Genomic DNA, 25,692 nt, shown 5'->3' on the forward strand with positions numbered 1-25,692 from the left:
GTCAGGCCGTGGCGTTCTGGTTGCGGTCCGGGCTGCCCGGCAACGGCGGAGTGTCCGCGGTGGCCTCGCTGGCCTGCTTGTGGAACACGCCGTCCTTCATGATGTAGTTGATTTTGCTGTGGTCCTGCAACACGGTGATGTCGGCCAGCGGGTCACCGTCGATGAGCAGCAGATCGGCCAGGTAGCCCGGCTGTACCTTGCCCAGCTCGTCGGGCCGCAACATGATTTCCCCGCCCCACGCGGTCGCGGAGAGGATCGCTTCCATCGGGGTGAAGCCGAGCAGTTCGACGAAGTGATGAAGGTCGCGGGCGTAGGTGCCGTGCGGGGTCCAGGCGAATCCGTAGTCCCCGCCGGGCAGCACCCGGATACCGCGACGGTGCATCTCGCGCAGGCCCTCGATGGCCTGGTCGAGTTCTTTCTTGTAGCCCACGGCCTCGGCGGCTTCCTGCGGGAACCCGAAATCGGCCGCCTCGTAGAGGGTGGCGATGAGCCAGTTGATGCCGGGCGCGACGAACACCCAGTCCTTGTTGGCGTCCAGCATCTCCATGCCCTCGGCGTCGGTGAAGCTGGCGTGATAGATCACGTCGACATGGTGACGCACGCACATCTTCACGCTCTCGGCGCTGCGGGCGTGCGCGCAGACCCGCTTGCCGCGCCGGTGGGCTTCGGTGACGGCGGCGGCGGTTTCCTCGTCGGAGAAGTAGGTGTCCTCGGCGCGCTGGGTGCCGGTGATCTCCTCGCCGGTCATGGACAGCTTGATCTGGTCCACGCCGATGTCGATCAGTTCGCGGACGGCTTTGCGCATGCCTTCGGGGCCGTCGGCGAACTTGGTGATGCCCTTGACCAGGGCACCGCCGGTGACCGCGATCTCGGGGCCGTTGGCGAGGTAGCGGGGGCCGGGGATGCGCCCGGCGTTGATCGCGTCCCGGCAGACCACGTCGAGGCGGTCCTTGGCCGAGGCGGCGCCCAGGCACATGGTGTAGCCGGAGTCGATGTAGGTCTTGGCTGACTCGATCGCGAACAGCAAGTGTTCCTCGACCGGCAGTGCGCCGAGACCGTCGAGGTCGGCGGAGTTGTTCCAGGTGAAGTGGGTGTGCGCGTCACACAGCCCAGACATCAGGGTCCGGCCACGGCCCTCGATGACCCGCGCGTCGCGGGCCGAGGCGGGGTCGACAGTCCCGACCGAGGCGATGCGGTTGTCCTCGACCAGGACGTCGCCGGGGTAGGGATCGGCACCGGTGGAGTCGAGAATGGACACGTTGCGGAACAGGATTTTGCTGGCGGACACGGTGCCTCTCCTCTGCGTTGAGGTCGTCGAGAACGGTCGAAAGTGGTCGGGGACGGTGATGCGGGGCAGTGAGCGCGCGACGGTCGCGCGACGGCGGTGCGGGTCTAGAGGAACTTGGTCAGGTGCTCGGTCACCTTGGCTGCCGCTTCCAGCACGGTCCAGTGCCCGATTCCTGCAATCACCTCCACCACCGTGTCGCCGTGCGCGTTAGCGAGGTCGTGGCTGACCTGCGGGGGACCGACTTTGTCCGCCTCGCCGGTGATCAGCAGCAGCGGCAGCGCGGGATCGATCGGGCCGGGGTCGGTCGCGGCGGCGAGCGCTTCGCAGTTGCGGGCGTACCCTTCCGGGTCCTGCCGCATGATCAGTTCCCGGACGAACGCGGCGACCTCGGGCTTGTCCGCGCGGGTGGCCGCGGACAGGGCGTTGGCGACCACGCCGGGCGCGACTGCGGCCGTGCCCTCGCGGCGCAGCAGCGCCGCGCGGTCGCGTTGCGCCTGCCGCGCCTGCTCGCCAGGGACGGCGACCGCGCCCAGCAGCGTCAGGGAGGTGACCATGTCCGGGTGGCGGGCGGCGAAGGCGCGCACCACCAGCGTGCCCATGGAATGACCGACCACCGCGGCCGAGGCGACACCAGCCTGGTCGAGCACGGCGGCCAGATCCTCCGCGTGCGACTCGATGCTGATGTCCTGCGCCAGTGCCGACCGGCCGGCTCCGGCCGAGTCCACCCGGATGACGGTGTGCGAGGACGTCAGGGCCTCGGCCTGCACCTGGTAGAAGTTGGACGTGCCGCCCAGGCCGTGCACGAACAGCACGGCCGGTCCGTCGCCCTCGATCTCGACGGCGAGTTCCCTGCCGTTGATCTTCACGATGCTCCTCTTGTCCGCTGCGGTGATGGGCTTGTGGTGGCCAGGCCGCTCAGGCGACCCGGTTGCGCTGAACACCGAGCCCGGTGATCGCGATCTCGATCACGTCGCCGGAGACCATGAACTTCGGCGGCTCGAACCCGATCCCGACCCCGGCAGGCGTGCCGGTCGCGATGATGTCGCCCGGCAACAAGGTGATTCCGGCCGAGATGGTCGCGATCAGCTCGGGAATGTCGAAGATCAAGTCTTTCACCGGTGCGGACTGCCGGGCTTCGCCGTTGACCCAGCTCTCCACCTGCACGGCGGTGATGTCGTCGATCTCGTCGGCGGAGACCGCGTAGGGGCCCATGGGGCAGTGTGTGTCCAGCGACTTCCCCAGCAGCCACTGCTTGTGGTTGCGTTGCAGGTCCCGCGCGGTGAAGTCGTTGATGATCGTGTAGCCCCAGACGTGTTCGAACGCTCGCTCCCGGCTGATCCCGCGCCCGCCGGTGCCGATGATCACGCCGAGTTCGGCCTCGTAGTCCAGCTCCGAGGTCACGCCCGGGTGTGCGGCGATGTCGTCGAAGGGGCCGGTGACCGAGGTGGTGGCCTTGGAGAACACCACCGGATACTCCGGCAGTTCCTCGGAGCGGTCGGGCTGGTCGTAGCCGCTGCGGCCGAACTCGGCGACGTGGGCCCGGTAGTTCTTGCCGACGCAGAAGATGTTGCGGCGCGGTACCGGGATCGGCGCGACCAGGCGCGCCGACTCCAGGGGGTGGGTCGCCACGGCGGGCGCGTCGGCGATCAACCGGGGTACCCACTGCGCCCAGTGCTCGATCACCTCCAGCACGCCGGCCCCGGCGGGCAGCAGGTCGCTGACATCGCGGACGTGTCCCTGTTCGGCGTCGACGACGCCGATGCGATGCTCGTCCGCGACGGTGAACGTGACCAGCTTCATCGGCACACCAATCTGAACCAATCGGACCAGTAGGGTTATGCGCAACCGTACGCGCTCGTCACGACGGTGTCGAGTGCCACGTTAAGGGGCATGTACTATTGGTCTCGATTGGTTTCAGAGTTGGTTTCAGTGCTGGACCGGCTGGTGGAAACCAGCGGCGGAACGGGTGGGAAAGGGGAGGGCATGGCAACGGTCGAACAGTCCTTGCGCACGCTGCTGGCTGAGGGCACCCAGGACGGCAGCCTGACGGCGGGATCGAAGCTACCCACCGAGCGGGAGCTGGTCGCGCGGCTGGCCGCGCCGCGCTCGGCGATCCGGCGTGCCCTGGAGGTCCTGGAAGGCGACGGCGTGATCATCCGGCACGTCGGTCGCGGGACGTTCCTGACCGAGACCGCGCTTCAGCAGGTCAACGGGGCCCCGGCCGACACGAGCCCGGCGGAAATCATGCAGGTTCGGCTGCTGCTGGAGCCGCAGATCGCGACCTTGACCGCGCGGATCGCCACCTCGGTCGACCTGGAGGAGATCGGGCATTGCCTGACACAGGGAGGTGGCGCGGACACGTTCGAGGGTTTCGAGTCCTGGGATGCGCGGCTACATCGCAGCATCGCCCAGGGCGCCCACAACGGCCTGTTGATGAACATGTTCGACGTGCTCAACACCGCACGGGCACTGCCGGTCTGGGGCAGCCTGAAACGGCGGACCTCCACACCGGAACGGCGCCGGGCCTACCACGAGGAACACACCGCGATCGTGGACGCCCTGCGCGACCGCGACCCCGACGGGGCGGCGACCGCGATGCGCCAGCACCTCGAACACGTCTCCGACACCCTGATCGGCCGCCACTGACCGCAGCGGTTCGACTCCAAATCGGCGGCGGGACCGCCCCGGACTGCATGCGGACGGCCAATGGCGGAGAGCCCGGCTCAGCTCAACCCGAACTCGTGCTCCAGCATCTTCGCTGTCATCTCAACCGTGATGTTATTAGCCAGCCGACCCGCTGGCCCGCGCTGATCAAGCTGCCAGCCGAGGACTATTGGCCGACGGCCTGCGTGTGCTGGCCTGGATAGTCGCGAGTGAACGAAGCACGAGATGCTTATGGTCGTGGGGGCACAAGGTTTGTCCGGCCTAGCGGACCGGCAGACCGATACCTCAGCGCGAGCGGCGACGGCGGGAAGACCCTCTGCCGAGGCTGCGCTCGAACACTTCGACCATCGCTATCAGCGCGGGAAATCCTTGTCATACAAAGTATCGCGCAAGCCGTGCTGATCTATTCGGTCTGGTAACTGGTCGTCGTACCGCTTGGTATGCGGGGCGTCCGAGGCTGTCACCCGGTTGAAATCCACCTAGTCCAGTTAAGACTGTCGTGCTCCCTCTGCGTGCTCGGCAGCCGCGCGGATCTCCTGCGCGCCGCACGCCTTCGGCCGGACCTTGCGGCCGCTGCATCGCGGCCGGATGCCCGGACGGCGGTGTGGTGCTCGACCCGTTCAGCGGTGCCGCCACCACCGGATTGGCCGCGCGCCAGCTCGGCCGCTGCTACCTCGGCATCGACCTCAATCGCGAGTTCCACGACATCGGCCTGCGCCGCCTTGGCCTGTCCGCACAGGACATCGGGAGGGCCGCGTGACCACCTTCGCCGCCCACTCCCGTGAGGACGACGCTGTTACGCTGGTGACTGCCGACGCCGAAGCCGGGATCCGGAACCTGCCCGAGGATTCGGTGGACTGTCTGGTCACTAGCCCGCCCTACTGGCGGCTGCGCGACTACGCCCCCGACACCTGGACCGGCGGTCGACCCGGCTGCCGGCACCGGCCGGCCAGCCTCCGCGCCGTGGGTGCCGGGAGGTGGCGGTGCCGAGACTGCGGGGCCCGGCGCGAGCATCATCCGCAGATCGGGCTGGAACCGACCGCAGAGGACTACATCGAGACCCTGCGCGCGATGTTCTCCGCGGCCCGGCCGGTGCTCACCCCGCGCGCCACGGTGTGGCTCAACGTGGGTGACAGCTACTCCACCAATTCCGATGGCTACTGGTGCACCGCTCCCGGTCAGGCTGGCCAGCCGCATTACCGGCCACGAGCGGACGTGCCGCACAAGAATCTGCTCGGTATGCCGTGGCGGCTTGCGTTCGCGCTGCAGGACGACGGGTGGATTTTGCGGTCGGCGATCGTCTGGCACAAGCCCCACGCCACGCCCACCCCGATCTCCGATCGGCTCGCGACCCGGCATGAGATGCTCTTCCTGTTTGTCACGCAGCCGGACTACTACTTCGACCTCGACGCGATCCGGCAGCCTTACACCGGCGACCGTGCCCTGTCCCGCCGCGCCCACTACGGCGGCACCAAGCCGAACACTGCCCGTGGAACCTGGCCCCGCACACCCGCCGACGGGCAGCGTGGTCGCAATCCCGGCAACGTGTGGGCTATTCCGCCCGACCGCACCCGCGTCGGGCATCCCGCACCGTCGCCGGTGGAGATTCCGCGGCGCTGCATCGCGGCAGGATGTCCGCCCGGCGGTCACGTCCTCGACCCATTCAGCGGCGGCGGCACCACCGGCGTCGCCGCTCGCGTGCTCGGCCGGCGTTTCACCGGCATCGACACCCACCCCGCGTACCACGAGCTCGCGCTCCGGCGCATCACCGACGCCGGCCAGTCTGCGGGAGGGACGCCGTGACGGACGAAGGCATCGTGCTCGCCGGTCAGCGTTGGGATGGCGTTGTTCAGGGCGCGCCGGCCGAGAACGCCACGTCGTCTTGTCGCACAGGGCAGGTGGGCAGTCGTGGGCCGGCGGGAGTGCGAGCGATGAGCGGGTCGGTGCGGGTGTGCGTGGGGGACGCCGCGGAGGTGGTGGCGGGCATGCCAGGCGGGTCGGTGGATTGCGTGGTGACGTCGCCGCCGTATTGGGGGCTGCGGGACTATCGTGTCGCGGGCCAGCTCGGGTCGGAGTCCACTGTGGACCTTTATGTGGCGCGTCTGGTCGAGGTGTTCGGCCGGGTGTCGAGGGTGCTGCGGCCGGGCGGGACGGCGTGGCTGAATCTGGGGGATTGTTTCGGCGGTTCGTGGGGGAATTACGTGGCGCGCGGTTCGGTGGCGCGGACGGCGGCGGCGCGGGCGGCGAGCCGGTATGGGGTGCATCGGCCGCCGCAGTCGGCGTTTCGCCGCAAGGATCTGGTGGGGGTGCCGTGGCGCGTGGCGTTGGCGTTGCAGGAGCGGGGCTGGCTGGTGCGGAACGCGGTGGTGTGGGAGAAGCCGAACGCGCGGCCGGAGAGCGTGCGGGACCGGCTCGCGCAGCGCCACGAGACGGTGTTCCTGCTGACCCGGTCACCAGAGCATTGGTTCGCGCCGGAGTCTGATCTTGGCGAGGCCTGGCCGGATGTGTGGCGGGTGCCGACCGGGCGTTCGGGCACGGGGCATCCGGCGGCGGGGACGGTGGAGATCGCGCGGCGTTGTGTGCGTCTGGGGTGTCCGCGCGGTGGAGTGGTGCTGGATCCGTTCTGCGGCAGTGGAACGACGGGGATCGCGGCACTGGAGCGCGGGTGCTCGTTCGTGGGCGTGGATCTGGATCCTGCGTGCGCTGGTCTGGCTCGGCGGCGGCTCGCGGAAGTGGCGGCGTCGTGACCGCGCAGGAGCCGGTGCCGATGACGGCGGCGGAGGTGGCGGCGTTGCCGGCGGTGGTGGATCTGATGACGGCGGCGCGGGCACTGCGGATCGGGCGCACGAGCGCGTACGCGCTCGCACGCAACGGGGACTTCCCGTGCCCGGTCCTGCGAGCGGGAACCGGATGGAGGGTCCCGACGGCGGGGTTGTTGCGGGTGCTCGGTCTGGAACCGCCGACGACGTAACAGGTTCTGCGGCGGGGTCGGTTCGTCGTTTCGGGTGATCCGACCGCAGCTCGGGCTTCCCCGAGGGGTGGTCGCAGCGCGAGCATGTTCTCCCCAGCGGTCGGATCCGCTGGTTCCACAGGAGACCTTGCGACGAGGGGATGGTGTGTGGGGTGACCGAGGGGTCGGTGTACCGGACGTGCAATTGCCGGGACGAGAACCGGAAGCCGTTGGGCAGCGCGTGTCCGAAGCTGAAGAACTACAAGCACGGCCAGTGGGGTTTCCGCGTCGAGCTTCCGGCGGACGCGGCGGGGCAGCGCCGTCCGCGACGGCGACGTGGGTTCGACTCGGCCACCGCAGCGGAGAACCAGTTGGAGCAGGTGCGGGGGTTGCTGGCGATCGCGGACGAGGACGACGTCGAGTTGCGGCGCGACATCGGCGACGTGATCGCCTTGGCGTTCGCCAATCGTGAGCGGTTCCCGGACATCGACGAGATGCGGCGTCTGGTGCGGGCGGGCGCGGACGTGACCACGACCCGTTGATGGCCGAGGAGTTCACGGGGTTCCTGGCGGCGAAGAAGCGGAAGGTTTCGCGCAACACCTACCGGTCCTACGAGTCGCACGTGCGGCTGTACCTCGGGCCGCATCTAGGACAGGTGCGGCGGCGGAAGCTGCGGGTGCGGCATCTGGACGCGATGTATGACGCGATCGCCGAGCACAACGAGCTGATTGCGGTCTACCGCGAGAGCGGTGACCCGCGGAAGGTCGCGGCGGTGAAGTGGCAGCGGCCGGTCGGGCCCACGTCGATCCACCGGATCAACGGGACGTTGAAGACGTGCCTGAACCGTCCGGTCAAGGAAGGGCTCTGGTGGTGAACGTGGCGTCGCTGGTGGAATTGCCTGCTGCGGTGCGGTGGACGCCGTTGGTGTGGACGGCGGAGCGGGTGCTGCAGTGGCGGCGGACGGGGCTGATTCCGTGCCCGGTGATGGTGTGGACCCCGGAGCAGACCGGCCGTTTTCTCGACGTCGCGGTCAACCATCCCCTGTATCCGTTGCTTCATCTGATCGCGCACATCGGGTTGCGGCGGGGTGAGGCGTGCGGGCTGCGGCGTTCGGAGATCAGCTTTGCCACGGGTGAGGTCCGGGTGTCGAACCAGATCGTGCAGTGGGGTTGGGAGACGGGGGAGTCGTCGCCGAAGACGGACGAGTCGGTGAACGCGGTCGCGATCGACCAGGACACCGCCCTGGTGCTCGCACAACATCTGGCCGTGCAGGACGCGGACCGGGCGCGTCTCGGACCTCAGTGGAAGGAACACGACCTGGCCTTCACCCAGTGGGACGGGAGCCCGCTGCATCCCGCGTCTGTGACCGACGTGCTCTACGACCTGTCCCGCCAGGCCGGGCTGCCGCCGATCCGGCTGCACGATCTCCGCCACGGAGCCGCGACACTCGCCCTCGCGGCCGGTGTCGATATGAAAGTGGTGCAGCGGATGCTGCGGCACTCCTCGATCGCCGTCACCTCCGACACCTACACCACGGTCCTGCCGCAGGTGGCGTTCGCGGCAGCGGAGGCGACGGCGGCGATCATCCCGCGGCAGTCGGCGCGAAGTCTCGGGCTCGCCAACGACCACAATGGACAGTCCCGAACCGGAAGAAACCCCTCCAGAAAACCAAAATCCCCAGGTTGACGAGAGTCATAACCTGGGGAGTGAGGGTGCGCCATCAGGGACTCGAACCCCGAACCCGCTGGTTAAGAGTCCACGGTTGGACCTGCCGGGCGGTGTCGAGTGATGTCGGACAAGACCTTTTCGTGTGGTCGCGGTGCTTCGGTGGTGTCGTGCTGTGTCGGCTGCTGTCGTCGTGTGGTGGAGGTCTCGGGCTCGCCTCGGGCTCGCAAATGTCGGGTCGTGTCGCGTGGTCCGGTCCCGGTCTGGCACCGCGTTTTGAGGTGGTTGTCGTGACGGGGTCAGGGGTTCGGCGTGATCCGGTCGTTTCGGCGGTGAGCGTCATGGTCGGCGTTGTGGTTGGGCTCACATTCACGTTCGGCTTCGGGAACGTGCTGGCGCTTGCCCTTCGGTTAGGCGTTCCGGTCTGGGTGGCACCGTTGGTTGCGCCTGCGGTTGATCTGACGGTGGTGGCGTTGCTGGTCGCAGTTCGACGATTGTCGGCATGCGGGGCTTCTCCAGCGACCATGCGGTCTGCGCGGCGGTTGCTGGTAGGTGCGAGTGTGGTGACGCTGACGTTGAATGTTGCTGAGCCACTGGTGGCTGGCGAGGTCGGCAGAGCGTTGTTCGATGCGGTGGGGCCGTTGTTGCTCATTGGCTGGTCTGAGGTCGGCCCGGGTCTTCTGCAAGCTCTTGTCGACGTGCGCGGGGAAGTCGACCGGCGTCCCGGTGTGTCAGTGGCTGATCGCCATGAGTCCTTGTCGGAGGACGCTGGTGGGAGAACAGATGGGCTCGATCCTGATCTGGTGGAGCGGGCACGACAGGTTGACGCGGAGCATCGTGCGCGGCATCAGCGTCCGGTCTCGGCGGAGGTGCTGCGGAAGGCGCTGGGGGTAGGGGCGAAACGCTCCCGGATGTTGACGCGAGTGGTCCGCGAGGAGTGGTGCGACGGGTCTGCGTCGGCTCCGGCGGTGGTCGCCTGAGCCTAGCGGGTGTCCGTTGTCGTGGCCGGTCATGTCGGGCGGTTCTGGCTGGCTGCGGCTTCTGTCCGCAGCGCGTTCGCGAATCGGACGGTAGTCGTTCGTTGAGTTCGCCCGCGACGCTCTGGAGACGGGGATCTGGGCGAGAAAACGATCCGGACAAGGACGTCGCCGGCCTCGTCCACCATTCCGACCGCGGAGTTCAATATCGAGCCATCCGCTATACCGAGCGCTTAGCGCAAGCCGAAGTCGTCGCCCCTGTCGGCTCACGCAAGGATTCATGCGACAATGCGATGGCCGAGGCATTCAACTCGCTATTAAAGGGTTAATTGATTCATAATCCTATCGTCCGCGGCCGCGGCTGGCAATCCGTCCGCGATGTCGAGATCGCCGTCGCCGAATACGTCGACTGGTACAACCATCGCCGCATCCACCGCGAGCTCGGCCACCTCACCCCAGCCCAGACCGAAGCCGACCAACGAGAGTCACGCTACGATCAACCCCGCGAGCCTGCCCGGGCTCGGTGTCAGACAACGAGACCTGCACCAAATCCGGGGCGAATCAAGACATCGGCAGCGGTCAGCTTGTGAGAAGCCGGGCAGTTTGGACAGCTCCCGGGCAGTCGAGGACGGCCGACTCGAACTGATCGCAGAGAAGCTCCTCGCTCAACCATCTGTCGAACTTCTCGGTCGCCTTGCTCTCGATCTTGCGGGCGAGTTCGTGCACGTCGGGCGCAGGCCCCTTTGCCACCTTTGCCAACGCGGTCAGCGCCGCTTCGCGGGGCGTGCCGACCAGCCGAATGGCGGCTCCGTCGACTGCGGCTTCCAACCTGGACGCGTTAAAGATCGCTGCGAGAGTGTGCAGCTGGCGGTCGCCGGTCCACGGGAACAGCAGCGTGTCGGAGCCGTCGGTGATTGCCGGACGACTGTCGAGTTCGAGGGTCGCGTAGTCCCTCCGGGCTTGCTCGAGCAGCGTTCGCGACTGCTGGTCGAGGTAGGCAGGAGCGTGGTCGCCTTCGAGGAGTGTTCGCATCTTCGCCCGGACTTCGCTGTGCACCAAACCGCCGGAGTCGCCGAGGTTCGGGGGCTTGCCGCCGGGTGCCGGGGTGAGCTGGACGACTTTGTCTTCTTCATGGACCGAGACGACACGCCACCGTTGACCGGCGAAGACCAGTAATAGGCCCTCGTACAGGGGGAAGTCGATCGGCATAGTGCCGAGCTGCCGTCCACCGTGAACGAGGCGGTACTCCTCTGGCGTTTGGAAGGCGGCATAGAACGTGTAGTGATTGACGGTCGGCTCTCCGCGTCCACCGAGCAGCAGGGTGTCGTCGCCGGCTTGGGTGAGCACGTCTTTGGCACCGAGTGTGCGGAGCAGGTCAGCGAACTGTGCTGTGGTGACGGCCGAGAACGGGCTTCCGCGTCCGCACAACACCCGATATGCCTCGGCCGGCTTGGCTCCGCCGTGCTGGGCGATCAAGGAGAGGAGCTGCTGGATCAGCGTGGACAGGTGAAGGCGGGACGGCTCGGGCGGCTCGCACCAGCGTTCGAGCAGCAGATCGATCGACGCGATCGTCTGTACCAGGGGAAGCTGGAGGCGGTCGAGGAGCGATGTCTCGGCGTCGATCGCGACGGTGGCGTAGTAGACACGGAGGACCGCCGGCTGGTCGCGACGGCCGGAGCGGCCGAGCCGTTGCCGCAACGAGGCGACCGAAGGTGGCGGGCCGATCTGCGCGACCTGGGCGATGGCACCGATGTCGATACCCATCTCCAGTGTCGTCGTGCAGACGGCGGTGGTCGGCTTGGTCGGGTCTTTGAGCATCGCTTCGACGTCTTCGCGGAGCTCCTTGGCGAGATTGCCGTGGTGCGCGTGAAACTCGTTGGGGATCCCTGCGGCCGAGCTGCGGTCGGCGAGTTCAGCCGCGTACAGCTCGACGCGAGACCGCGCGTTGGCGAACACCAGGTTGGTCCGGCCACGCAGGTTCGCGAACAGGTGGTCGGCGATGCGGCGAACGGCCATGCCCGCGTCCTCGTCGGTGTCCGGTCGTTTGTCGACGTAGCTGCGCAGTTGTAGCCGCAGTTCCTGACCGGTCGCAGCGGATTCGAGGATCGTGACTCGGTCACTGTGGTCCGGGCGGAGCTGATCGGCGGCCAGCGACATATCGCCCAATGTCGCGGACAGGCCGACCCTCGGTACGCGTCGCCTTATGGCAATTTCGAGGCGGTGCAGCTGCGACAGCAACTGAGCACCGCGCTCGGTGCCCAGGAACGAGTGCAGCTCGTCGACGACCACGTACTGCAGTGCCTCGAACAGCCGTGGGATCTGCGTTCCGCGGAGGACGAACATGGCTTCCAGCGACTCCGGGGTGATCAGCAAGATTCCAGACGGATCGCGCAGCAAGGCCTGCTTGCGGGTGCCTGCGACGTCGCCGTGCCAGCGGTGGGTCCGGATTTCGAGGGCTTCGCACAGCTCCTCAGTTCTCCGGAACTGGTCGTTGATCAATGCCTTGAGCGGCCCGACGTACAGCGCCTGGATGCCCGGGCCGCGGTGGTCGGCGAGCTTCGAGCAGATCGGCAGGAACGCCGCCTCGGTCTTGCCTGCGGCAGTCGCGGCGCCGATCAAGACATCGGTGTTGCCGCCCAGGATGGCGGGAATGGCCGCGTCTTGGACGTCGCGCAGCTCGCTCCACCCTTGCTGCCATACCCACCTCTGCGCTTTCGGGTGTAGTAAGCCGAAGTTCACGGCCTCAGATGCGGAGGCTGGTGAGTTCATCGGTGCCGTTCGGGTCCGAGGTGTCGAGTTCGTCGGGCAGCGGCTCGAGATCGGGGTTGGTTTCGGTGTCGATCGAGACGTTGCCGAGCAGCTGCCGCCAGTCGGTGCCGGGGTTCTGGTCGAGCACGGCCAGGAGGTTGACGAATTCCTTGATGGTGTTGCGAGGGGTGCGGAAGTACGCGTCGCCGATCCGGCTGGCGCAGTGCTGCATGAACGCGGCTAGCGCTTCGTCCGGGACGAGATAGGTAGCCGGGTCGCCTGCGGCGTAGACGTGGCGCAGGCGTTCGAGCAGTACGTGCATGTCTTCGGGGGTCAGGTTCGCCAGCCGCAGGACGGGGCCGGAGTAGTCGACCAGGCCGCCGACGGCGAAGTTGTTCTCGGAGAGACGGCTGCGGAGCGCTTCGTAGCCGTAGAGCCCGCGGCGGGTGTCCATCAGCATTTCCGGGGTGCCGCCGAAGCAGAAGCCCAGGCCTTCGACGTTCGCTTGGAGACAGTCGTTGACGATCCGCAGTACCTGCTCGTAGTTCGACTTGCGGGCGCCGGTGTGGGCGAGTTTGTAGAGGTTGACCATCTCGTCGAGGCAGACGAGCAGGCCGGAGAAGCCGGCGAGCCGGACGAAGCGGGCGATGAGTTTGAGGTGGTCGTAGAAGCTGGAGTCGTCGACGATGGTGCGCACGCCCAGCGCCGCACGGGCGTCGGTGCGGGTCGCGAACTCGCCGCGCAGCCAGCGGATCGCATCGGACTTCAGCTGCTCGTTGCCAGTGTCGTGCCCCTTCCAATAGGCGGCGATTACCTGCGCGAAGTCATAGCCGCCGACGCTTTCCGACAGCAGTTCAAGGCGGCCTGCGATCACCGTGGCGGGCGAGGTCGCGGCGCTGGTGGACTCTTGGATCGCCGAGGTCACGAACCGCTCGACGATGCTGGGCAGGGCGTTCCCGTCCGGTGTGGAGCGAGTGGCGATGTTGCGCATCAGCTCGGCGTAGAGCGAGCGCGCCTGACCACCGCTGGCGTGCAGCCGACGGTCGGGGCTGAGGTCGGCGGCGGTCGTGACGAGCTTGCGCTCGGCGGCGATGGAACGGACCAGGTTCAGGAAGAAGGTCTTGCCGGCGCCGTATTCGCCGATGACGAAGCGGACCGCGGAGCCGCCGTCGGCGATCCGGGTGATCTCCCGGCTCATCGCCGAGACCTCGGCCGCGCGTCCGACCTGGATGTACTGGAATCCGGCGCGGGGCACCACCCCGGATCGCAGGGAGGAGATGATCGTGTCCCGGTCGCGGGGGCGCAGGCGAGCGGGCTTCGGGGTGGGTGTGGTCATCCGAGCATGTCCTTCACGATGTCCTGGTTGATCTCGATGGGGTCGGAGCCTTCGCACAGCGGCTCGTCGGTGCGGTCGTAGGCTGCCTCGTTGAGGACTTCGAGGGCACCGTCGGGCAGCAGCCCCGCCTCGGCGGCCAGCACGTCGAATTCGGCACGGCTCCACATGTCCTGTTCGACGAGCCGGTGGAACAGGAGTGCGTGCGGGGAATCCAGCCCGCCGACTACTGCGTCTACGGGAGCGGGCGGTGGAGGAGCGGGTTTGTCGTCGGCAAAGATTTCGGCGAGTTCGGCAGCGACCTGCACGGACTCGGCCCTCGTTCGTGCGAGCCGTTCCGGGTCGAGGGTGAGCGTCGGGGTTCCCGCCGGACTCGGCGATGGAGCCGGGATGGTGCGGCCGGACCGCTGTGCACCGGGGATCCGAGTGCTGGTCAGCTCGTCCGCCGACGTGGCGGCGGCGTGGAGCGTTCCGTATACCTCGCCGGGATCGAGGCCGAGGGTGGTAAACAGCCGCTCGAGGGTGCGGATCTCGTCTGGGGTGACCTGGCCGTCGGCCGCTGCGATTGTGGTGAGCAATCGCCCGACCGCGGCCTTGCGCGAGGTCGGGAGGGATTCCAGACGCCGGCGCAGGACCGCGGGGGTGGGTGGTTTGGTCAGGACGAGTGCGGCGTGGGCGTCGAGCCGGAGTTGCTCGTCTTCGCTGAGGTTGAGGTCGTCGATCGCCAGTTCCCGAAGTGCACGCCGCTCTGGTTCGCTTACCGTGCCGTCCGCGGCGGCGGCGAGCATGCCGAGGTTGATGATCGCGAGCGCGGAGGCGTACTCGGCGCTGGGGGCAGTGACTGGGGGATCCGCTCGCCGGAACAACACCACCGATGACGTCGGGGTCGGCGTGTTCCCGCCGAACCGCACGTCGGGTTCGATGCCGAGGCCGCGGTGTTCGAGCAGTTGAGCCACGGCGACGGCGTCGGACTTGGCCAGTTTGCCGGTCTTAGTCGGCCATCGCGAGATCAGCTCCTGGGCCGAGGTGACCCCGCGGCCGTCGCTGCCGATGCTCTGCGTGGCCCACGACCACAGTGCCTCGGTTTCCGGGGTCGGCTTATGGGTGACGCCCTCCGGCAGGAGCGCGATGGCCGCGGGTGAGCCAGTGCCGTCGGGATTGCGGCCGAGGTAGCGGCTGTAGGCGTCGAGATCGCTGGTCACCCCCTCGACGATGTCGCGTAGCTTGGTGATCGGGCCGGTCAGCTTGCCGACATCGGGCAACTTCGTGTTCTCGAGCGTGACGTGGCCGTGGAAGCCACTACTGGCCGCGTAGTAGCCGACGGCCAGGCGAGGTTTGTTCGGCTTGACGACCATTCCCTCGCCGAACTTGGCGTGGTACCGCTTGGTGAACAGCTCCTGGAACTCGTGTGCGCAGCGCACCGCCGGCGTGCGGAGGTGGGCGTCGGGATGGTGGCCGTACCAGGACAACGCCCAGTCCGCCGGGACCGGATGTTCGTCGACGGCCAATTGCGCTAACCCGATTTTGAGCTCGACGGGCAGCTCGTGGCTCCATTCGGGGACAGGCGGCGCCGCGCGGTCGTACCGCACCGTCGGGTCGAGAAGGGCGACCGCGTCGAGCAGTCCTTCGGCGTAGCCGCGGAAGGAGCGATTGCCGTGGTAAATCCGGAGCAACCGGCGGACTTCAATCACCAACGTTGCGAACTCCGCGTCGGCGTCGTCGATGTTGGGGAGCTCGGTGAGCAGGCGACGTTCGAGACCGTAGAAGTACAGGAACACATAGCCGATGTAGGCGTTCGCGTTCGCGCGACCACCGGCCAGCCAAGAGAGGTAGGCCCCACGAGCTCGTGGGGATATGTCGGCGTAGCTAGGCCAGTAGTCCATCGACTCGCCCGCCCAGTCCGGGTTGCGCAGGTCCACTGGCAGGCCCGGGTCGATCAAGGCGGGTTCTGTTCCGATCCTGGCGGCGTCGGGCATGCCGGTGCCCACGTAGAGCAGACCACCCCGCAGCGTCGTTCCCGCGACGACAACATCCTGGCCTTGGGGAAGCCACCGGTGAGCGGGACGGGTACGGGCCGATCGGCTCGGCGCCGAAGCCGCGTTGGCGGCACGCTGTGAGGTGCGCCGGTCAGGTTGGCGAGGAGGTGCGGCCCGGTGAGCAGGTGCGAGTGCTGGAGGCCGGAGAACTTGCGCCGTACTCGGGCGGCGATGCTCCTGGTCGGGCCCCTGCGGTGCCGATTGCCAGTGCGGAGGCACAGCTGGCGGAGGCGCCTGCCGGAACTGCGGAGGTTCTGCCGGTCTCTGTGATGCTCTGGAATCGGACGCTCGCCAGGCTTTCCTGACCAGCAGGATCACGATGGCCACCGCGATCAGGAGGATGACCAGCGCTGCCAAAGAAACCCCCTCGATCGCACGCTTTGAGGCGACATACTGCTTCGTTCCTGGTGAAGGATCGTTGTTTGCCGAAGGGGAGTTACCGACTTGATCGAATCGTCACTTGAGGGGTTCGGCGCGAGTTGGAAATTCACCTATCAGAGACTCTGCTTTCGGCTCCGGCTCAGGTGCGCCGGGGCTACGGGTGTCGAGCCTGCGGGCCCGGCCGTGAAGATCGGTGATGTCCAGCAGTTCGGTGAGGTCTTCACCGTGGATGACAGCCACCATGGTGTGATCCTGCCAAAGAATTCATCGGTCGTTTCCTTGCTGCGCCTCCGCATGCGGAGTCACCCCAGGACGCGATGCCGTTCGAACGTGGCCATCATGACTTGGTTCGCCTCCCAGCCGTCCGGGAACTTCGCGGGCACCGACAGGTGAACGGCGTCCGTCGACGGGTGGCTGTCCAGCAGGTCGCTGATCCCTTCGCGGGCGACGACGATGCAGGCCTGCCGGTGGCGAGAGGTGAGGACGCACAACCGGCCGGTCTCCAGGTGGAACGCAGTGGCGTCCCGACGCCCCGACAGCGGGTGCACGATGATCACGATCTCGAACTCGCGGCCCTGCAGGCGGTTGGCTGTGTCGACTGCGACACCGGACGCGCCCGGCCGGCCGGTGCGGGCGAGCGCCAGCCGGACCAGGTCGGCCTGGTCGCGGTGGGCGACGCCGATGGCGATGTCGCCGGGTTCGAGAACCCGTCCGTCGCGGTGGCGTTCACAGGTCGCGACCGCGCCGCGGTCGAGGAGGCGGGCAGCGAGGTTCGCCGCGGTCTGGATCGTCTCGGCGTCGGTGCGGGGGACGTGCCGCCGTGGCAGTTGGTGCAGTGCCCAGCCGGTGGTGAAGGCCATCGCCAGGGTCTCGTCGAGCGTGGAGCCGCCGAAGGCTCGCGTGCGGAATTCCAGGGATCGCGCCTCTCGGCCCGTCCCCGCGGTGAAGCCGGTGAACGGGTAGAACGCCGTCGAAACGGTGGCGGCGGCGGTCGCCGGCAGGCGCCAGGAGACCGGCAGGCGGTGCACCGGGGTGTCCGGGTTGTGCTCCAGCATCACGGTGACGCCGTTCTGCGTCGGGTCGTGAGGCAGCCCGACCCACCGTTCGGTGCCCACGATGGCGAACGGGTCCAGCTGACCGGGGTCGCCGACGAACAGGCCGCGGTCGAAGCGTTCGACGATCTGCAGCAGCATGTCCGAGCGCATTTGGTACGACTCGTCGAGGATCGCCCACCCGAACGTGGCGTGGCGGACCGTGGCCCACTTGGCGGAGGTGCCGACGACGATCCGGCAGCCGGCAAGGTCGGCCACGCGGGTCGCGACGGTCGTGTTCGCGAGGGCGGCGACGGCGGGCGGCGCGGTGTAGGTGGACGCGCTGAGCCGGCCGATCATGAGGTCCGGGTGGGCGGTGGCCAGCCGGATGACCAGGTCGTCGACCTGGTTGTTGGTCTGGGCGACGATGATCGGCCGCTCACCGCCGCCGACGAGGTCGCCGGCGGCCCGGACCACCAGCGTGCTCTTGCCGGCACCGGGTGGCGAGTCGACGACCACCGCCCGGTGGCCGCTCTCCTCGAGGTCGGCGAGGATCGCGGTGGTGGCCGCGTCGGCGGCCGAGGCCGGGTCGAAGCCCGGGTCGCACTCAGGTGTCATCGCCCCACTCCTCGGCAGCGGCTGCATCGTCCGCGGCAGGATTCGCGGCTTCGGAATCCGCCGCATCGCCGGCGTGCGTCCAGGGGATCCGGCCCGGCTCCGGGAACACCGGGGCCGGGCGCCAGCCGGGGTCGGGCAGGTAGGCGACGCGCTGCCCGGCGGCGGGAACGGTTCCCGGCTTGGGTACGCAGGCGCGGCCCATTCCGCCCGTGATCTCCACCGTGACCAGGCTCGCCTCGCCGTCGCGGACGGTGGAGACGATCACGGCCTTGTGGCCGGGCGGCATCGTGGGGCTGATCAGCTTGGTGTCGTCGGCCAGCCGGACGGGATCCAGGGTGCGCACGGTGACCCGTGGCCTCGGCACCCGCCGGTTCGACTCGGTGGTCACGACCCGGTCCGGCTCGGCCATGACGATTGCTCCGGCGAAAGCTTCACCGAGACTGCGCCGGTCGGCGAGGACGTAGGGGTCGTCGAACGCCATTTCGGCCTCGAAGTCGGCGAGCGCGCGCTCGAGCCGGCTCAGCCGCCGGGCGGCGCCGATGGCACCGTCCCGCTTGGGCTGTGGCCGGGCGTCAGGAGATTCCTGGTAGTCGGAGTAGTCGGTGAAGAGGCCGCGGTCGCGGTCGAAGCGGCTGGCCGCACGAGGCGCCTCCGGAACGTTGCGCAGCAGCGAGACGGCGCTCCACATGAGACGCCAGGTCGGTTTGAGCTGCTCGCCGATCAGATCTCGAAGGTCGGCCTGGGCGTTGGCCAGCGCCTGCTGGTCGCCGGCCGCCCGCGCGGAGTCGAAGCGCCGGATCGCGGGAGCGAGGTAGGTGTTGTCGAACTCCGGTGACGTCGCGGGCCCCGCGGGCGGGCACACCATGGGGTTCTCCGCGTCGGCCATGGCCTGCTCGACGGTCAGGCCGTCAGGGGGCGAGATCCAGGCCATGATCGAGGCCAGGTTCTGGTCCTCGAGCGTGCTCTGGCCGGTGGCCCAGTGCTCGCCGAGCAGGCCGGTCACCGGCAGCAGCATCGAGGTGCCCGCCTGCTCGGCCGTTTCGACCAGGAACGTCAGCCACTTCCCGAGTTCGGGGACAGCCGCGGGCACCGGGTACGGACCGGTCGTGCGGCGGAACCGGCACATGCGGCCCAGGTCTGCCAGCGCCTTGATGCCGCCGCGGTTGGGGACCAGGATCTGGGGAGCCGCGGTGTACCGGGAAGGTCGTTCCTCGCCGCGGGACGGGAGGTCGCGGCGGTCCTGGCGGCAGGAGTCGATGTAGTCCAGGACGATCCGGCCGAATTCGGCCGCGAACGCGAACCGCTGGTCGCGGTTGCGCGGCTGGCCGACGACCAGCAGGACCGGCGACCTCCGGGCGGCGCTGACCATGACCGCCAGCGGAGTGCCCGCCTCGCCCGCCATGGTCAGCGGTACCACCACCAGCGGCCGGTCCGACAGGTGCCGGTGCCGGAACCGGGTCAGGGGCACCGCCTGCATCTCCTCCATCGCCTCGAGGTGCGCCAGCGCGGACACCCTGCTCATCGGGCGTCCCCGGACTCGAGCAGCTCGGTCCGCAGCCGTGCGGCGTGCCGCAGCGCGATGGCCATCTCGACCTGGTCGTCGTCCGGTGTCAGCGTCCCGCGGGCAAGGCCCAGGGCCATGGTCGCGGTGTCGATGCCGCCGAGGTGCTCGCGTACTTCGGTCCCGAGCACGTCCAGCGACGATTCGGCCCGTGCGCGAGAACGGCAGTAGAACGCCATTTCGCAGTGGTTGAGGCAGTCCGGTCGGTAGGTGGCGGGTACCTGGTCCAGTGCCTCGGCCAGCTCCTGGGCCGGCCGACGCGGGCGACCGGTGTCGTCGGCGGCGAGGTCGAAGGTTAAGCCCTCGGGCAGGAGGTCGACCAGGTCGGCGATGCGCTCGATCCGGGCCAGCTGCCGGGTCAGCGTAGCGACCTGCTTCCGGGCGTCGACGAACGCACCGGTCGGCCGGTTGGTGAAGTCCTTGGGGGCGACCAGGACGATCGTGTCGGAAACGGCTTCGGGGCCGACATCGGCCTCGGCGAGCATGGCCCGCAGCGCGATGATGTAGGCGCACGCCTGGGTCGTCGCCGCCCGTACCTGCGCCGGGTCGGCCTGCCCGTCGACGATCGGGAAGCTTTTGATCTCCACGATGTGGAAGCGGTCGCCGATGCGGAACGCCACGAGGTCCGGCTCGAGGAACACCGGGTGCCCGCCGACGGTGAGCCGCAGCATCGGGTGGTCGTAGAGGGTGTCGCTGCCGCGTCCCTGGGCGGCACCGGTCAGCAGGTGTGCGGTCCGGGCGTGGCGGGTCTCGGGGCGGCCGTCACCGCCGACGTCGTTCAGATCCTGGTACCCGACCTCCGGCAGGGTGAGCTGGAGGGTCTCGCGCAGGACGCGCAGCAGCTCCGCGCAGCCGTTGGCCTTCACCATGGCCTCGAAGGTGTTGCCGCGGACGATGGCGAACGAGGACTGGCCGAAGGGGCTCGGGTACCCGGCGTGGGCCGCGATCGCGGCCTTGTCGGAGCCGGAGGCGTCCAGCACGGCCCGCAGCATGCAACGGGGGTTGTTCTCCAGCGCGGCCAGGGTGCGGGCGTTGTGGTGCACACGAGGTGCGGAGCCACGCAGCACGTCCAGGCGCTGGTCGGGAGCAGCCTTCACAGTGGTTCGTTCCTTGCGGTGGTGCGGGTGGGGCGGGGTCAAGCTTCGGTCTGACGAGCTTTGACATCCTGCAGCGACGCGCCGAACAGCTGCTGGGCGTCGCCGAGCTGCTTGCGCGCACGCTGGGCGGCCGCGGCCCGGGTGGCGTGGTCGGTGTCGGCGTGCACGGCCAGTTCGGCGTGGGCCGCGGCGATCACCCGGTCCGGGTCCGGTGTGCCGGCTCCGGCGGCCGGTTCCGCGCTCGTCGCGCCCGGGATGTTCACGGCGAAGCGCCAGAGCAGGCGCTGCGCCGCCGGACGCGGCTCGGTTTCCGGCGAGGCGGCGATGCCGCGGATCGCCTCGGCGATGCGGATGGCGCCGCCGAGGAAATCGGCGCGCGGGGACAGCGGGCCGATGATCCGCTGTTCCAGCGGCCAGGTGCTGATCGTGACGAGCGCTCGCGCGGGCGAGAGCAGGTCGTGGGTCAGGGCGGGGCACAGGTAGTACGGCCGGGCACCGGGTGCGGCCCGGTAGGAACGCTCCTCGTCGCGGCGTAGGCTGGAGAGTTTGGCCGCGGACAGCTCCCCGGGGAAGAAGGCCTCGTGGACGCCGACGATGAGCTTTGGTGCGGCGGGGGTCTGCAGCAGCATCAGTGCCCGGTGGGCATGTTCGCGCGCCGGCAGCATCGCGCCCCGGGCCGCGGGCGGCCCCGGCGGCACGTCGTCCGGCTCGGCGACCGCCGGTGCGGCCGCGTCCTCGTCGGTGTCGAGGAGGGCGTCCCAGGCGCGTTCGGCGCGGCGAAGCCGTGTGCGCAGCTCCGCCGCCCGCTCGGAGGCGCCGGCGGTCGCCGCGTCGCGGATCGCGCGGCGCAGTTCGGCGATGTTCTTCTCCAGTACGTCCAGGGGATCGCTCATGATCGAAGAGTACCAGACTTCCAGAATTCTTCCAGATATTTCCTGAGATGTCGTGTACGGTGTGCGGTGTCACACCCACAGACGCGGCCTCGGCCGACGCCGTTACTCCCCGGGGAGGCATCCCGTGACGGGACGCGTGTTCCACACCTCCGACTGGCACCTCGGGCGCCAGATCGGCCGCCACCGGCGCGACGCCGAATTCGACGCGGTTCTCGCCGAGATCGTCGACATCGCCGCGGACTTCGCCCCGGACCTGATCGTGCACAGCGGCGACCTCTTCGACGGCCCACGCCCGAGCCTGGACGACATCCGCCGGGCCGCCCACGCACTGCGCCGGCTCGGGGACATCGCTCCGGTGGTCGTCGTCGCGGGCAACCACGACACCCGGTACGTCCTGGGACACCTGGAGTACTTCCTCAACGACATGGGCCACCGGCCGGATGACCAGGTCCGGGTGCGCTTCGCCACCGACGCCCGCCCTGGCGGGCTGCTGCTGACCGAATTCCCCGCATCCGGCGGAGAGCTGACCCTGCGCGTCGGCACCCTGCCGTACCTGCACCCCAACCGGTTCACCTACGACTTCGCCGATCCCGCTGCGGCGACCGCCACCTACGCCGAGCGGATTCGTGCCGTCCAGGCCGACGTTCACCGGCGCCTGGCCGCTGGTCGCGGCCCGCGCGACCTCCTGATCTTCGCCGCCCACCTCTTCGTAGAGGGGGCCACGCCGTCCTACTCCGAGCGGCCGGTCTCGATCGGCTCCGACTACGCCGTCGCCGCCGAAGACCTGCCCGGCGTCGACTACGGTGCCCTCGGCCACATCCACCAGCCCCAGCGCGTCGGACGAGCCGGCTTCCCCGCCCGCTACGCCGGCAGCCCGCTGCAGCTGGACTTCGGTGAGACCCGTGACACCAAAAGCGTCGTCCTGGCCGAGCTCGCCCCGGGCAAGGAGCCTCGGATCACCCTCGAGCCGCTCACGGGCGGACGCCGTCTGGTCCACCTGACCGGCTCGCTGGAAGAGATTGCCCAGCGCGCCGACCGGGTCGGCGATGCCTGGGTGAAGGCCGTGGTGAACGTCGAAGGACCGACCGTGTTCCTCCCCGAGGCCTTGGCCAAGCTGCTGCCGCGGGCGACGATCGTCGACATCGAGGAACGCCGTCCCGGTGCCGCCGTTCAGGTCCTGGATCGGGCGACCTCTGTCGCGGACCTCCCCGGCGTCGACGAGCTGATGCGCGAGTACCTGCCCGGCCGCGGCACGGCCGGGGTCGCGCTGGACCACGTCATGGCCACCTTCGCGGACCTGCAGGCCGAACCGGATCCCGCTGAGCCGGTTCCCTGCTGCGAGGAGACGTTGCTGACCGCCGCCATCGCCGGCGAGGCCTTCGACGGCGTCGACCGGGCCGGTCTGCTGATCGGCGACGAGACCGCGGGAGCGGAGGAGCGGCGATGAAACCCATCGAACTGTCCTTGACCGGCTTCCGCAGCTACCCGAGTCCGGCCACGGTCGACTTCACCGGCCGGAACCTGGCCGCCGCGGTCGGCGATACGGGCGCCGGGAAGAGCAGCTTGCTCGACGCGATCACCTATGCGCTGTTCCGCAAGAGCTCCTGGGACGCCAAGGAACCCCGGCAACTCATCGCCGACCGCGCCCAGGCCATGAGCGTCAGCCTCACCTTCCTGCACAACGGGCACCGCTGGCGGGTGGACCGCACGATGCACGCCACCAACGCGAACGCCGGGCGGCACCACCTCACCAACCTCGACACCGGCGAGGAGGTCGACAGCGCCGGCGCGGTCGACGCCCGGATCAAGGCCGTGCTGCAGATGGGCTACGACACCTTCCTGCGGGTCGGGCTGCTGCCCCAGGGCAAGTTCGACCAGCTCCTCACGGCCGCCGCGAAGGAACGCACCGCGCGACTGCGGGAGCTCTTCGGAGCCGACGCCCTCGAGACCATCCGTGAGGGCGCTGTCCTCCGGCATTCGAGCCTGAGCGGATTGCTGGCGGAGGCGAAGGGCAAACGCTCCGGCATGCCCGAAGATCCCGCAGGTGCCGCCGAGGTGGCCGGAGCAGCGGCCAAGGCCGCCGAGGAACGCGTCGAACGCCTGGACTCCGCCATCGAAACCGTCTCCGCGCTGCAGAAGCTCGTGTCCGAAGCCACAGCGGCCGCGGCTGCAGCTGACAACGCTGCGCGGTTCCTGGCCGAAAAGGCGGTGCCCGACGCCGAGTCCGTTCTGGACGCGCTCGAGCCGGTTGCCGCCGACATCTCCGCACGCCGCGGATTACTGAACTCGCGAGCCACCGCGGCCGCTGCGCGGGACGGCGTCCTGACGTCGCAAATCGAAGAGATCGAGGACCGTGGCGAAGGACATGACGAACTCGTCACGGCCGCCGCCGTCGTGGCGAAGCTCCCGGGGCAAGCCGGGGAACATCGTGCCGAGCGCGATCGGCTCGTCGCCGAGAAAGCCGAACTCGCGGCCGAAACCAAAGCCATCACGGCAGTCGCGGCTGACGTGACGCAGCGTACCGAGCTGGCCAAGCCGCTGACCAAAGCGTCCGAAGCCGCCGTCGACGTGAGCAAGAGACTGCAGGCCAAGGGCGTTGACGTTCGTACTCACTTGGCCGAAGCGACGGCGGCCGCGCAGCAGGTCGCCCGTACTGCGCTCGCACACCGCACCGCCGTCAGTGCCGTCGACCTCGCGCAGCAGGCCGTCGCGCCGCTAGACGAAGAGGTCCGCGGTGCCGAAGCCGAGGTCGAGGCCGCGGAGCAGCACCTCGACGCTCTCAAGTTGCGCGACCGGGCCGCTTCGGTCGCCGCCGAACTCCACGCCGGTGACGACTGTCCCGTGTGCCGGCGCGCACTCCCCGCCGGTTTCGAACCGGCCGCCGGGGCGGGTGAGGCCGACCTCAGCGCGGCGAAGGAGCTGGTGCGCAAGGCAAGGGTGAATGCGAAGAGCGCCGACCGTGCGCTCGCCGACGCCCGCGGCGCGGTCACCACGGCGGAGACGGCCGCGTCCGGCCACGCGAAAGACCACCGGAAAGCCGAAGAGAACCTGCAACGCGCCACCGAGAAGGTGCTGAAGGTTCACGTGGAGTTCGCTTCTCTTGCCGTCGAAGCCGAAGAATCCTTCGACGCCCAGGCCGCGTCAGCGATGTTGACCGAGGCCACCACGGCACTGGCCACCCACTCGGACGACAGCACGCTCGACCCGTCGAAGCTCGTCGAACCCGTCTCCGCTGCGCTCGCCAGGTGTGAGCACGCCGCCGCGACACGTGCGGACCGGCTGCGTACTGAAGCGATCGAGGCAACCGCCGCGCTCGACGTCGAACGCAAGGCGCTGAGCGGCCGGAAGGAGATCCACGCAAAGGCGGTCAAGACCGCCAAGGCAGCGTCGGTGCGGCACTCGCGCGCAGTCGACCGGATGACCGAGGACATCGACGCTCTGCCAGCCCGGATCCGGCAGGTTCTGCCTGGCAAGGCGATCGACGTCGGTGCCGAGGTCGCCGCCGAGGTGGCCGGAACCATTGCCGCGGGGCTGGCGGAGATCAAGGACCTGCTTGCCGAGCAGAAGTCGGTGCGCACGGAGCAGAACACGGTCCTCAAGCTCCAGCGTGCACTCGACCAGGAGGCCGGCAAAGCCGTGGACGAGCCGCTCACCCGCCTTCGCCACCGCCTGGACGGGTGGGCGGACGCGGCGGTGCAGGCCGCGGCCCAGCTGCCGGATGCCGATGGGAACCGGCTGCCCGAAGCTCCGGCGGAGCCGGGAATCACGGAAATCCGGACGTTCGCCACGGCGCTGTCCGCGGTCACTGGTGCCCTGCGGAGCGAATTGACCAAGGTCGGTGCCGCTCATTCGGTTCGGGCGGCTGAAGCGGCTGCCGGACTCAGGGCACAGGCCGCGGTGCTGACCGACGTCGAGGGAGTCGATCCCGCCTGCTGCCTGACGGACTCGTCGCACCTGCACCCGCTCGTCGCGGCTCGCGCCAAAGCCGAAACCGAAGCCGCGAACCAGCGCAAGCTCCAGGGCAGAGCCCAGGACCTGGTCAAGCCCGCCGCCGATCTGGACTTCGCCATCCGGGCGGGACAGGCACGGCTGGCGGCGCTGGACGTGCTGCGCCGCGAGCTCGTCGAAGCCAAGTTCCTCGGCCACCTGACGGGACTGAACACCCGGGCGCTGCTCGGCATCGCCAGTGACCTGCTCGGGCAGCTGACCGACCTGCGGTTCGGTTTCGCCGGCAGCTTCGAGATCGTCAGCCGCAACTCCGGCGTCGTCCACGCCGCGAACCGGCTCTCCGGCGGCGAAAAGTTCCTGGCGTCCCTCGCCCTGGCGCTAGCCCCGTATTTCGCACATGGGGGAAGGTGGGGTGATCGGGGCTTTCGTTCTTGATCATCATAGGGTCGCGGTCCATGCGAGGACAGCGGGTCGCTTATGGACGCCCGAGTGTGGAGAAGTT

Annotated in this window: 24 protein-coding genes; 12 read left to right on the forward strand and 12 right to left on the reverse strand. The window is 68.9% G+C overall.

What is annotated here, in order from left to right:
• Nucleotide 1: 1 nt before the first annotated feature.
• From D5S19_RS31435 to D5S19_RS31445, 3 genes are all read right to left on the reverse strand, one after another.
• Nucleotides 2–1,288, reverse strand: a complete 1,287-nt coding sequence (locus D5S19_RS31435) for a metal-dependent hydrolase family protein (protein WP_120026974.1) — start codon at nucleotides 1,286–1,288, stop codon at nucleotides 2–4.
• 104 nt (nucleotides 1,289–1,392) lie between these two features.
• A complete protein-coding gene (locus D5S19_RS31440; protein WP_158605693.1) occupies nucleotides 1,393–2,154 on the reverse strand; it encodes an alpha/beta fold hydrolase in 762 nt (253 codons plus the stop codon).
• A 49-nt stretch (nucleotides 2,155–2,203) separates the two neighbouring features.
• The gene (locus D5S19_RS31445) at nucleotides 2,204–3,088 is read right to left on the reverse strand and encodes a fumarylacetoacetate hydrolase family protein (protein WP_120026976.1); all 885 of its coding nucleotides are present in this window, start codon (nucleotides 3,086–3,088) and stop codon (nucleotides 2,204–2,206) included.
• Nucleotides 3,089–3,271: 183 nt separating this feature from the next.
• Here D5S19_RS31445 and D5S19_RS31450 point away from each other — a divergent pair, with 183 nt between their 5' ends.
• The 9 genes from D5S19_RS31450 (at nucleotide 3,272) to D5S19_RS31490 (ending at nucleotide 9,547) form a co-directional block, all read left to right on the forward strand.
• Entirely contained in the window at nucleotides 3,272–3,934 is a 663-nt protein-coding gene (locus D5S19_RS31450) for a FadR/GntR family transcriptional regulator (protein WP_158605694.1), read from the forward strand.
• A gap of 622 nt (nucleotides 3,935–4,556) precedes the next feature.
• Nucleotides 4,557–4,712, forward strand: coding sequence for a DNA methyltransferase (locus D5S19_RS33460; RefSeq protein ID WP_233574280.1), 156 nt, complete (start codon nucleotides 4,557–4,559; stop codon nucleotides 4,710–4,712).
• Entirely contained in the window at nucleotides 4,709–5,755 is a 1,047-nt protein-coding gene (locus D5S19_RS31460) for a DNA-methyltransferase (RefSeq protein WP_120026978.1), read from the forward strand. The genes D5S19_RS33460 and D5S19_RS31460 overlap by 4 nt, the downstream gene beginning before the upstream one ends.
• 128 nt (nucleotides 5,756–5,883) lie before the next feature.
• Nucleotides 5,884–6,699 carry a DNA-methyltransferase gene (locus tag D5S19_RS31465; RefSeq protein WP_120026979.1) on the forward strand — a complete coding sequence of 272 codons (816 nt, stop codon included), beginning with the start codon at nucleotides 5,884–5,886 and terminating at the stop codon, nucleotides 6,697–6,699.
• On the forward strand, nucleotides 6,696–6,923 hold the full coding sequence (locus D5S19_RS31470) for a MerR family transcriptional regulator (RefSeq protein WP_120026980.1): 228 nt from the start codon (nucleotides 6,696–6,698) through the stop codon (nucleotides 6,921–6,923). Before D5S19_RS31465 ends, D5S19_RS31470 begins: the two co-directional genes overlap by 4 nt.
• Nucleotides 6,924–7,075: 152 nt before the next feature.
• The gene (locus tag D5S19_RS31475) at nucleotides 7,076–7,444 is read left to right on the forward strand and encodes a hypothetical protein (RefSeq protein WP_120026981.1); all 369 of its coding nucleotides are present in this window, start codon (nucleotides 7,076–7,078) and stop codon (nucleotides 7,442–7,444) included.
• Nucleotides 7,444–7,776, forward strand: coding sequence for a hypothetical protein (locus tag D5S19_RS31480; RefSeq protein ID WP_120026982.1), 333 nt, complete (start codon nucleotides 7,444–7,446; stop codon nucleotides 7,774–7,776). Before D5S19_RS31475 ends, D5S19_RS31480 begins: the two co-directional genes overlap by 1 nt.
• Nucleotides 7,770–8,588: a site-specific integrase gene (locus D5S19_RS31485; protein ID WP_120026983.1), complete on the forward strand. Its 819-nt coding sequence runs from the start codon at nucleotides 7,770–7,772 to the stop codon at nucleotides 8,586–8,588. The genes D5S19_RS31480 and D5S19_RS31485 overlap by 7 nt, the downstream gene beginning before the upstream one ends.
• A 320-nt stretch (nucleotides 8,589–8,908) precedes the next feature.
• Nucleotides 8,909–9,547 (forward strand): hypothetical protein, encoded by a 639-nt coding sequence (locus tag D5S19_RS31490; RefSeq protein WP_120026984.1) that lies wholly within the window; start codon nucleotides 8,909–8,911, stop codon nucleotides 9,545–9,547.
• A gap of 314 nt (nucleotides 9,548–9,861) precedes the next feature.
• On the opposite strand, the gene D5S19_RS33690 is transcribed toward D5S19_RS31490, so the two are convergent.
• Complete coding sequence (locus D5S19_RS33690; protein WP_267901186.1) at nucleotides 9,862–9,993, reverse strand: hypothetical protein; 132 nt, start codon at nucleotides 9,991–9,993, stop codon at nucleotides 9,862–9,864.
• Between D5S19_RS33690 and D5S19_RS34285 the strand changes: the two genes are divergently transcribed.
• Nucleotides 9,931–10,134: an IS3 family transposase gene (locus D5S19_RS34285; protein WP_407641806.1), complete on the forward strand. Its 204-nt coding sequence runs from the start codon at nucleotides 9,931–9,933 to the stop codon at nucleotides 10,132–10,134. The genes D5S19_RS33690 and D5S19_RS34285 overlap by 63 nt on opposite strands.
• On the opposite strand, the gene D5S19_RS31500 is transcribed toward D5S19_RS34285, so the two are convergent.
• From D5S19_RS31500 to D5S19_RS31530, 8 genes are all read right to left on the reverse strand, one after another.
• Nucleotides 10,124–12,283, reverse strand: a complete 2,160-nt coding sequence (locus D5S19_RS31500; protein WP_233574281.1) for a DEAD/DEAH box helicase — start codon at nucleotides 12,281–12,283, stop codon at nucleotides 10,124–10,126. The genes D5S19_RS34285 and D5S19_RS31500 overlap by 11 nt on opposite strands.
• Nucleotides 12,284–12,287: 4 nt before the next feature.
• Nucleotides 12,288–13,628: an ATP-binding protein gene (locus D5S19_RS31505; RefSeq protein WP_120026987.1), complete on the reverse strand. Its 1,341-nt coding sequence runs from the start codon at nucleotides 13,626–13,628 to the stop codon at nucleotides 12,288–12,290.
• Nucleotides 13,625–15,988: a tellurite resistance TerB family protein gene (locus D5S19_RS31510; protein WP_325050338.1), complete on the reverse strand. Its 2,364-nt coding sequence runs from the start codon at nucleotides 15,986–15,988 to the stop codon at nucleotides 13,625–13,627. Before D5S19_RS31510 ends, D5S19_RS31505 begins: the two co-directional genes overlap by 4 nt.
• Nucleotides 15,989–16,117: 129 nt before the next feature.
• Entirely contained in the window at nucleotides 16,118–16,285 is a 168-nt protein-coding gene (locus D5S19_RS32240; protein ID WP_158605695.1) for a hypothetical protein, read from the reverse strand.
• Nucleotides 16,286–16,344: 59 nt separating this feature from the next.
• A complete protein-coding gene (locus D5S19_RS31515) occupies nucleotides 16,345–17,691 on the reverse strand; it encodes an AAA domain-containing protein (RefSeq protein ID WP_120026988.1) in 1,347 nt (448 codons plus the stop codon).
• On the reverse strand, nucleotides 17,681–19,213 hold the full coding sequence (locus tag D5S19_RS31520) for a hypothetical protein (protein WP_120026989.1): 1,533 nt from the start codon (nucleotides 19,211–19,213) through the stop codon (nucleotides 17,681–17,683). Before D5S19_RS31520 ends, D5S19_RS31515 begins: the two co-directional genes overlap by 11 nt.
• On the reverse strand, nucleotides 19,210–20,349 hold the full coding sequence (locus tag D5S19_RS31525; RefSeq protein ID WP_120026990.1) for a hypothetical protein: 1,140 nt from the start codon (nucleotides 20,347–20,349) through the stop codon (nucleotides 19,210–19,212). Before D5S19_RS31525 ends, D5S19_RS31520 begins: the two co-directional genes overlap by 4 nt.
• 38 nt (nucleotides 20,350–20,387) lie before the next feature.
• Nucleotides 20,388–21,242 carry a hypothetical protein gene (locus D5S19_RS31530; protein WP_120026991.1) on the reverse strand — a complete coding sequence of 285 codons (855 nt, stop codon included), beginning with the start codon at nucleotides 21,240–21,242 and terminating at the stop codon, nucleotides 20,388–20,390.
• A 124-nt stretch (nucleotides 21,243–21,366) separates the two neighbouring features.
• Between D5S19_RS31530 and D5S19_RS31535 the strand changes: the two genes are divergently transcribed.
• Complete coding sequence (locus D5S19_RS31535; protein ID WP_120026992.1) at nucleotides 21,367–22,689, forward strand: metallophosphoesterase family protein; 1,323 nt, start codon at nucleotides 21,367–21,369, stop codon at nucleotides 22,687–22,689.
• Nucleotides 22,686–25,625: an AAA family ATPase gene (locus D5S19_RS31540; protein WP_120026993.1), complete on the forward strand. Its 2,940-nt coding sequence runs from the start codon at nucleotides 22,686–22,688 to the stop codon at nucleotides 25,623–25,625. The genes D5S19_RS31535 and D5S19_RS31540 overlap by 4 nt, the downstream gene beginning before the upstream one ends.
• Nucleotides 25,626–25,692 lie beyond the last annotated feature (67 nt).

It is taken from the genome of Amycolatopsis panacis (assembly GCF_003600245.1).
Taxonomy (GTDB): Bacteria; Actinomycetota; Actinomycetes; order Mycobacteriales; family Pseudonocardiaceae; genus Amycolatopsis; species Amycolatopsis sulphurea.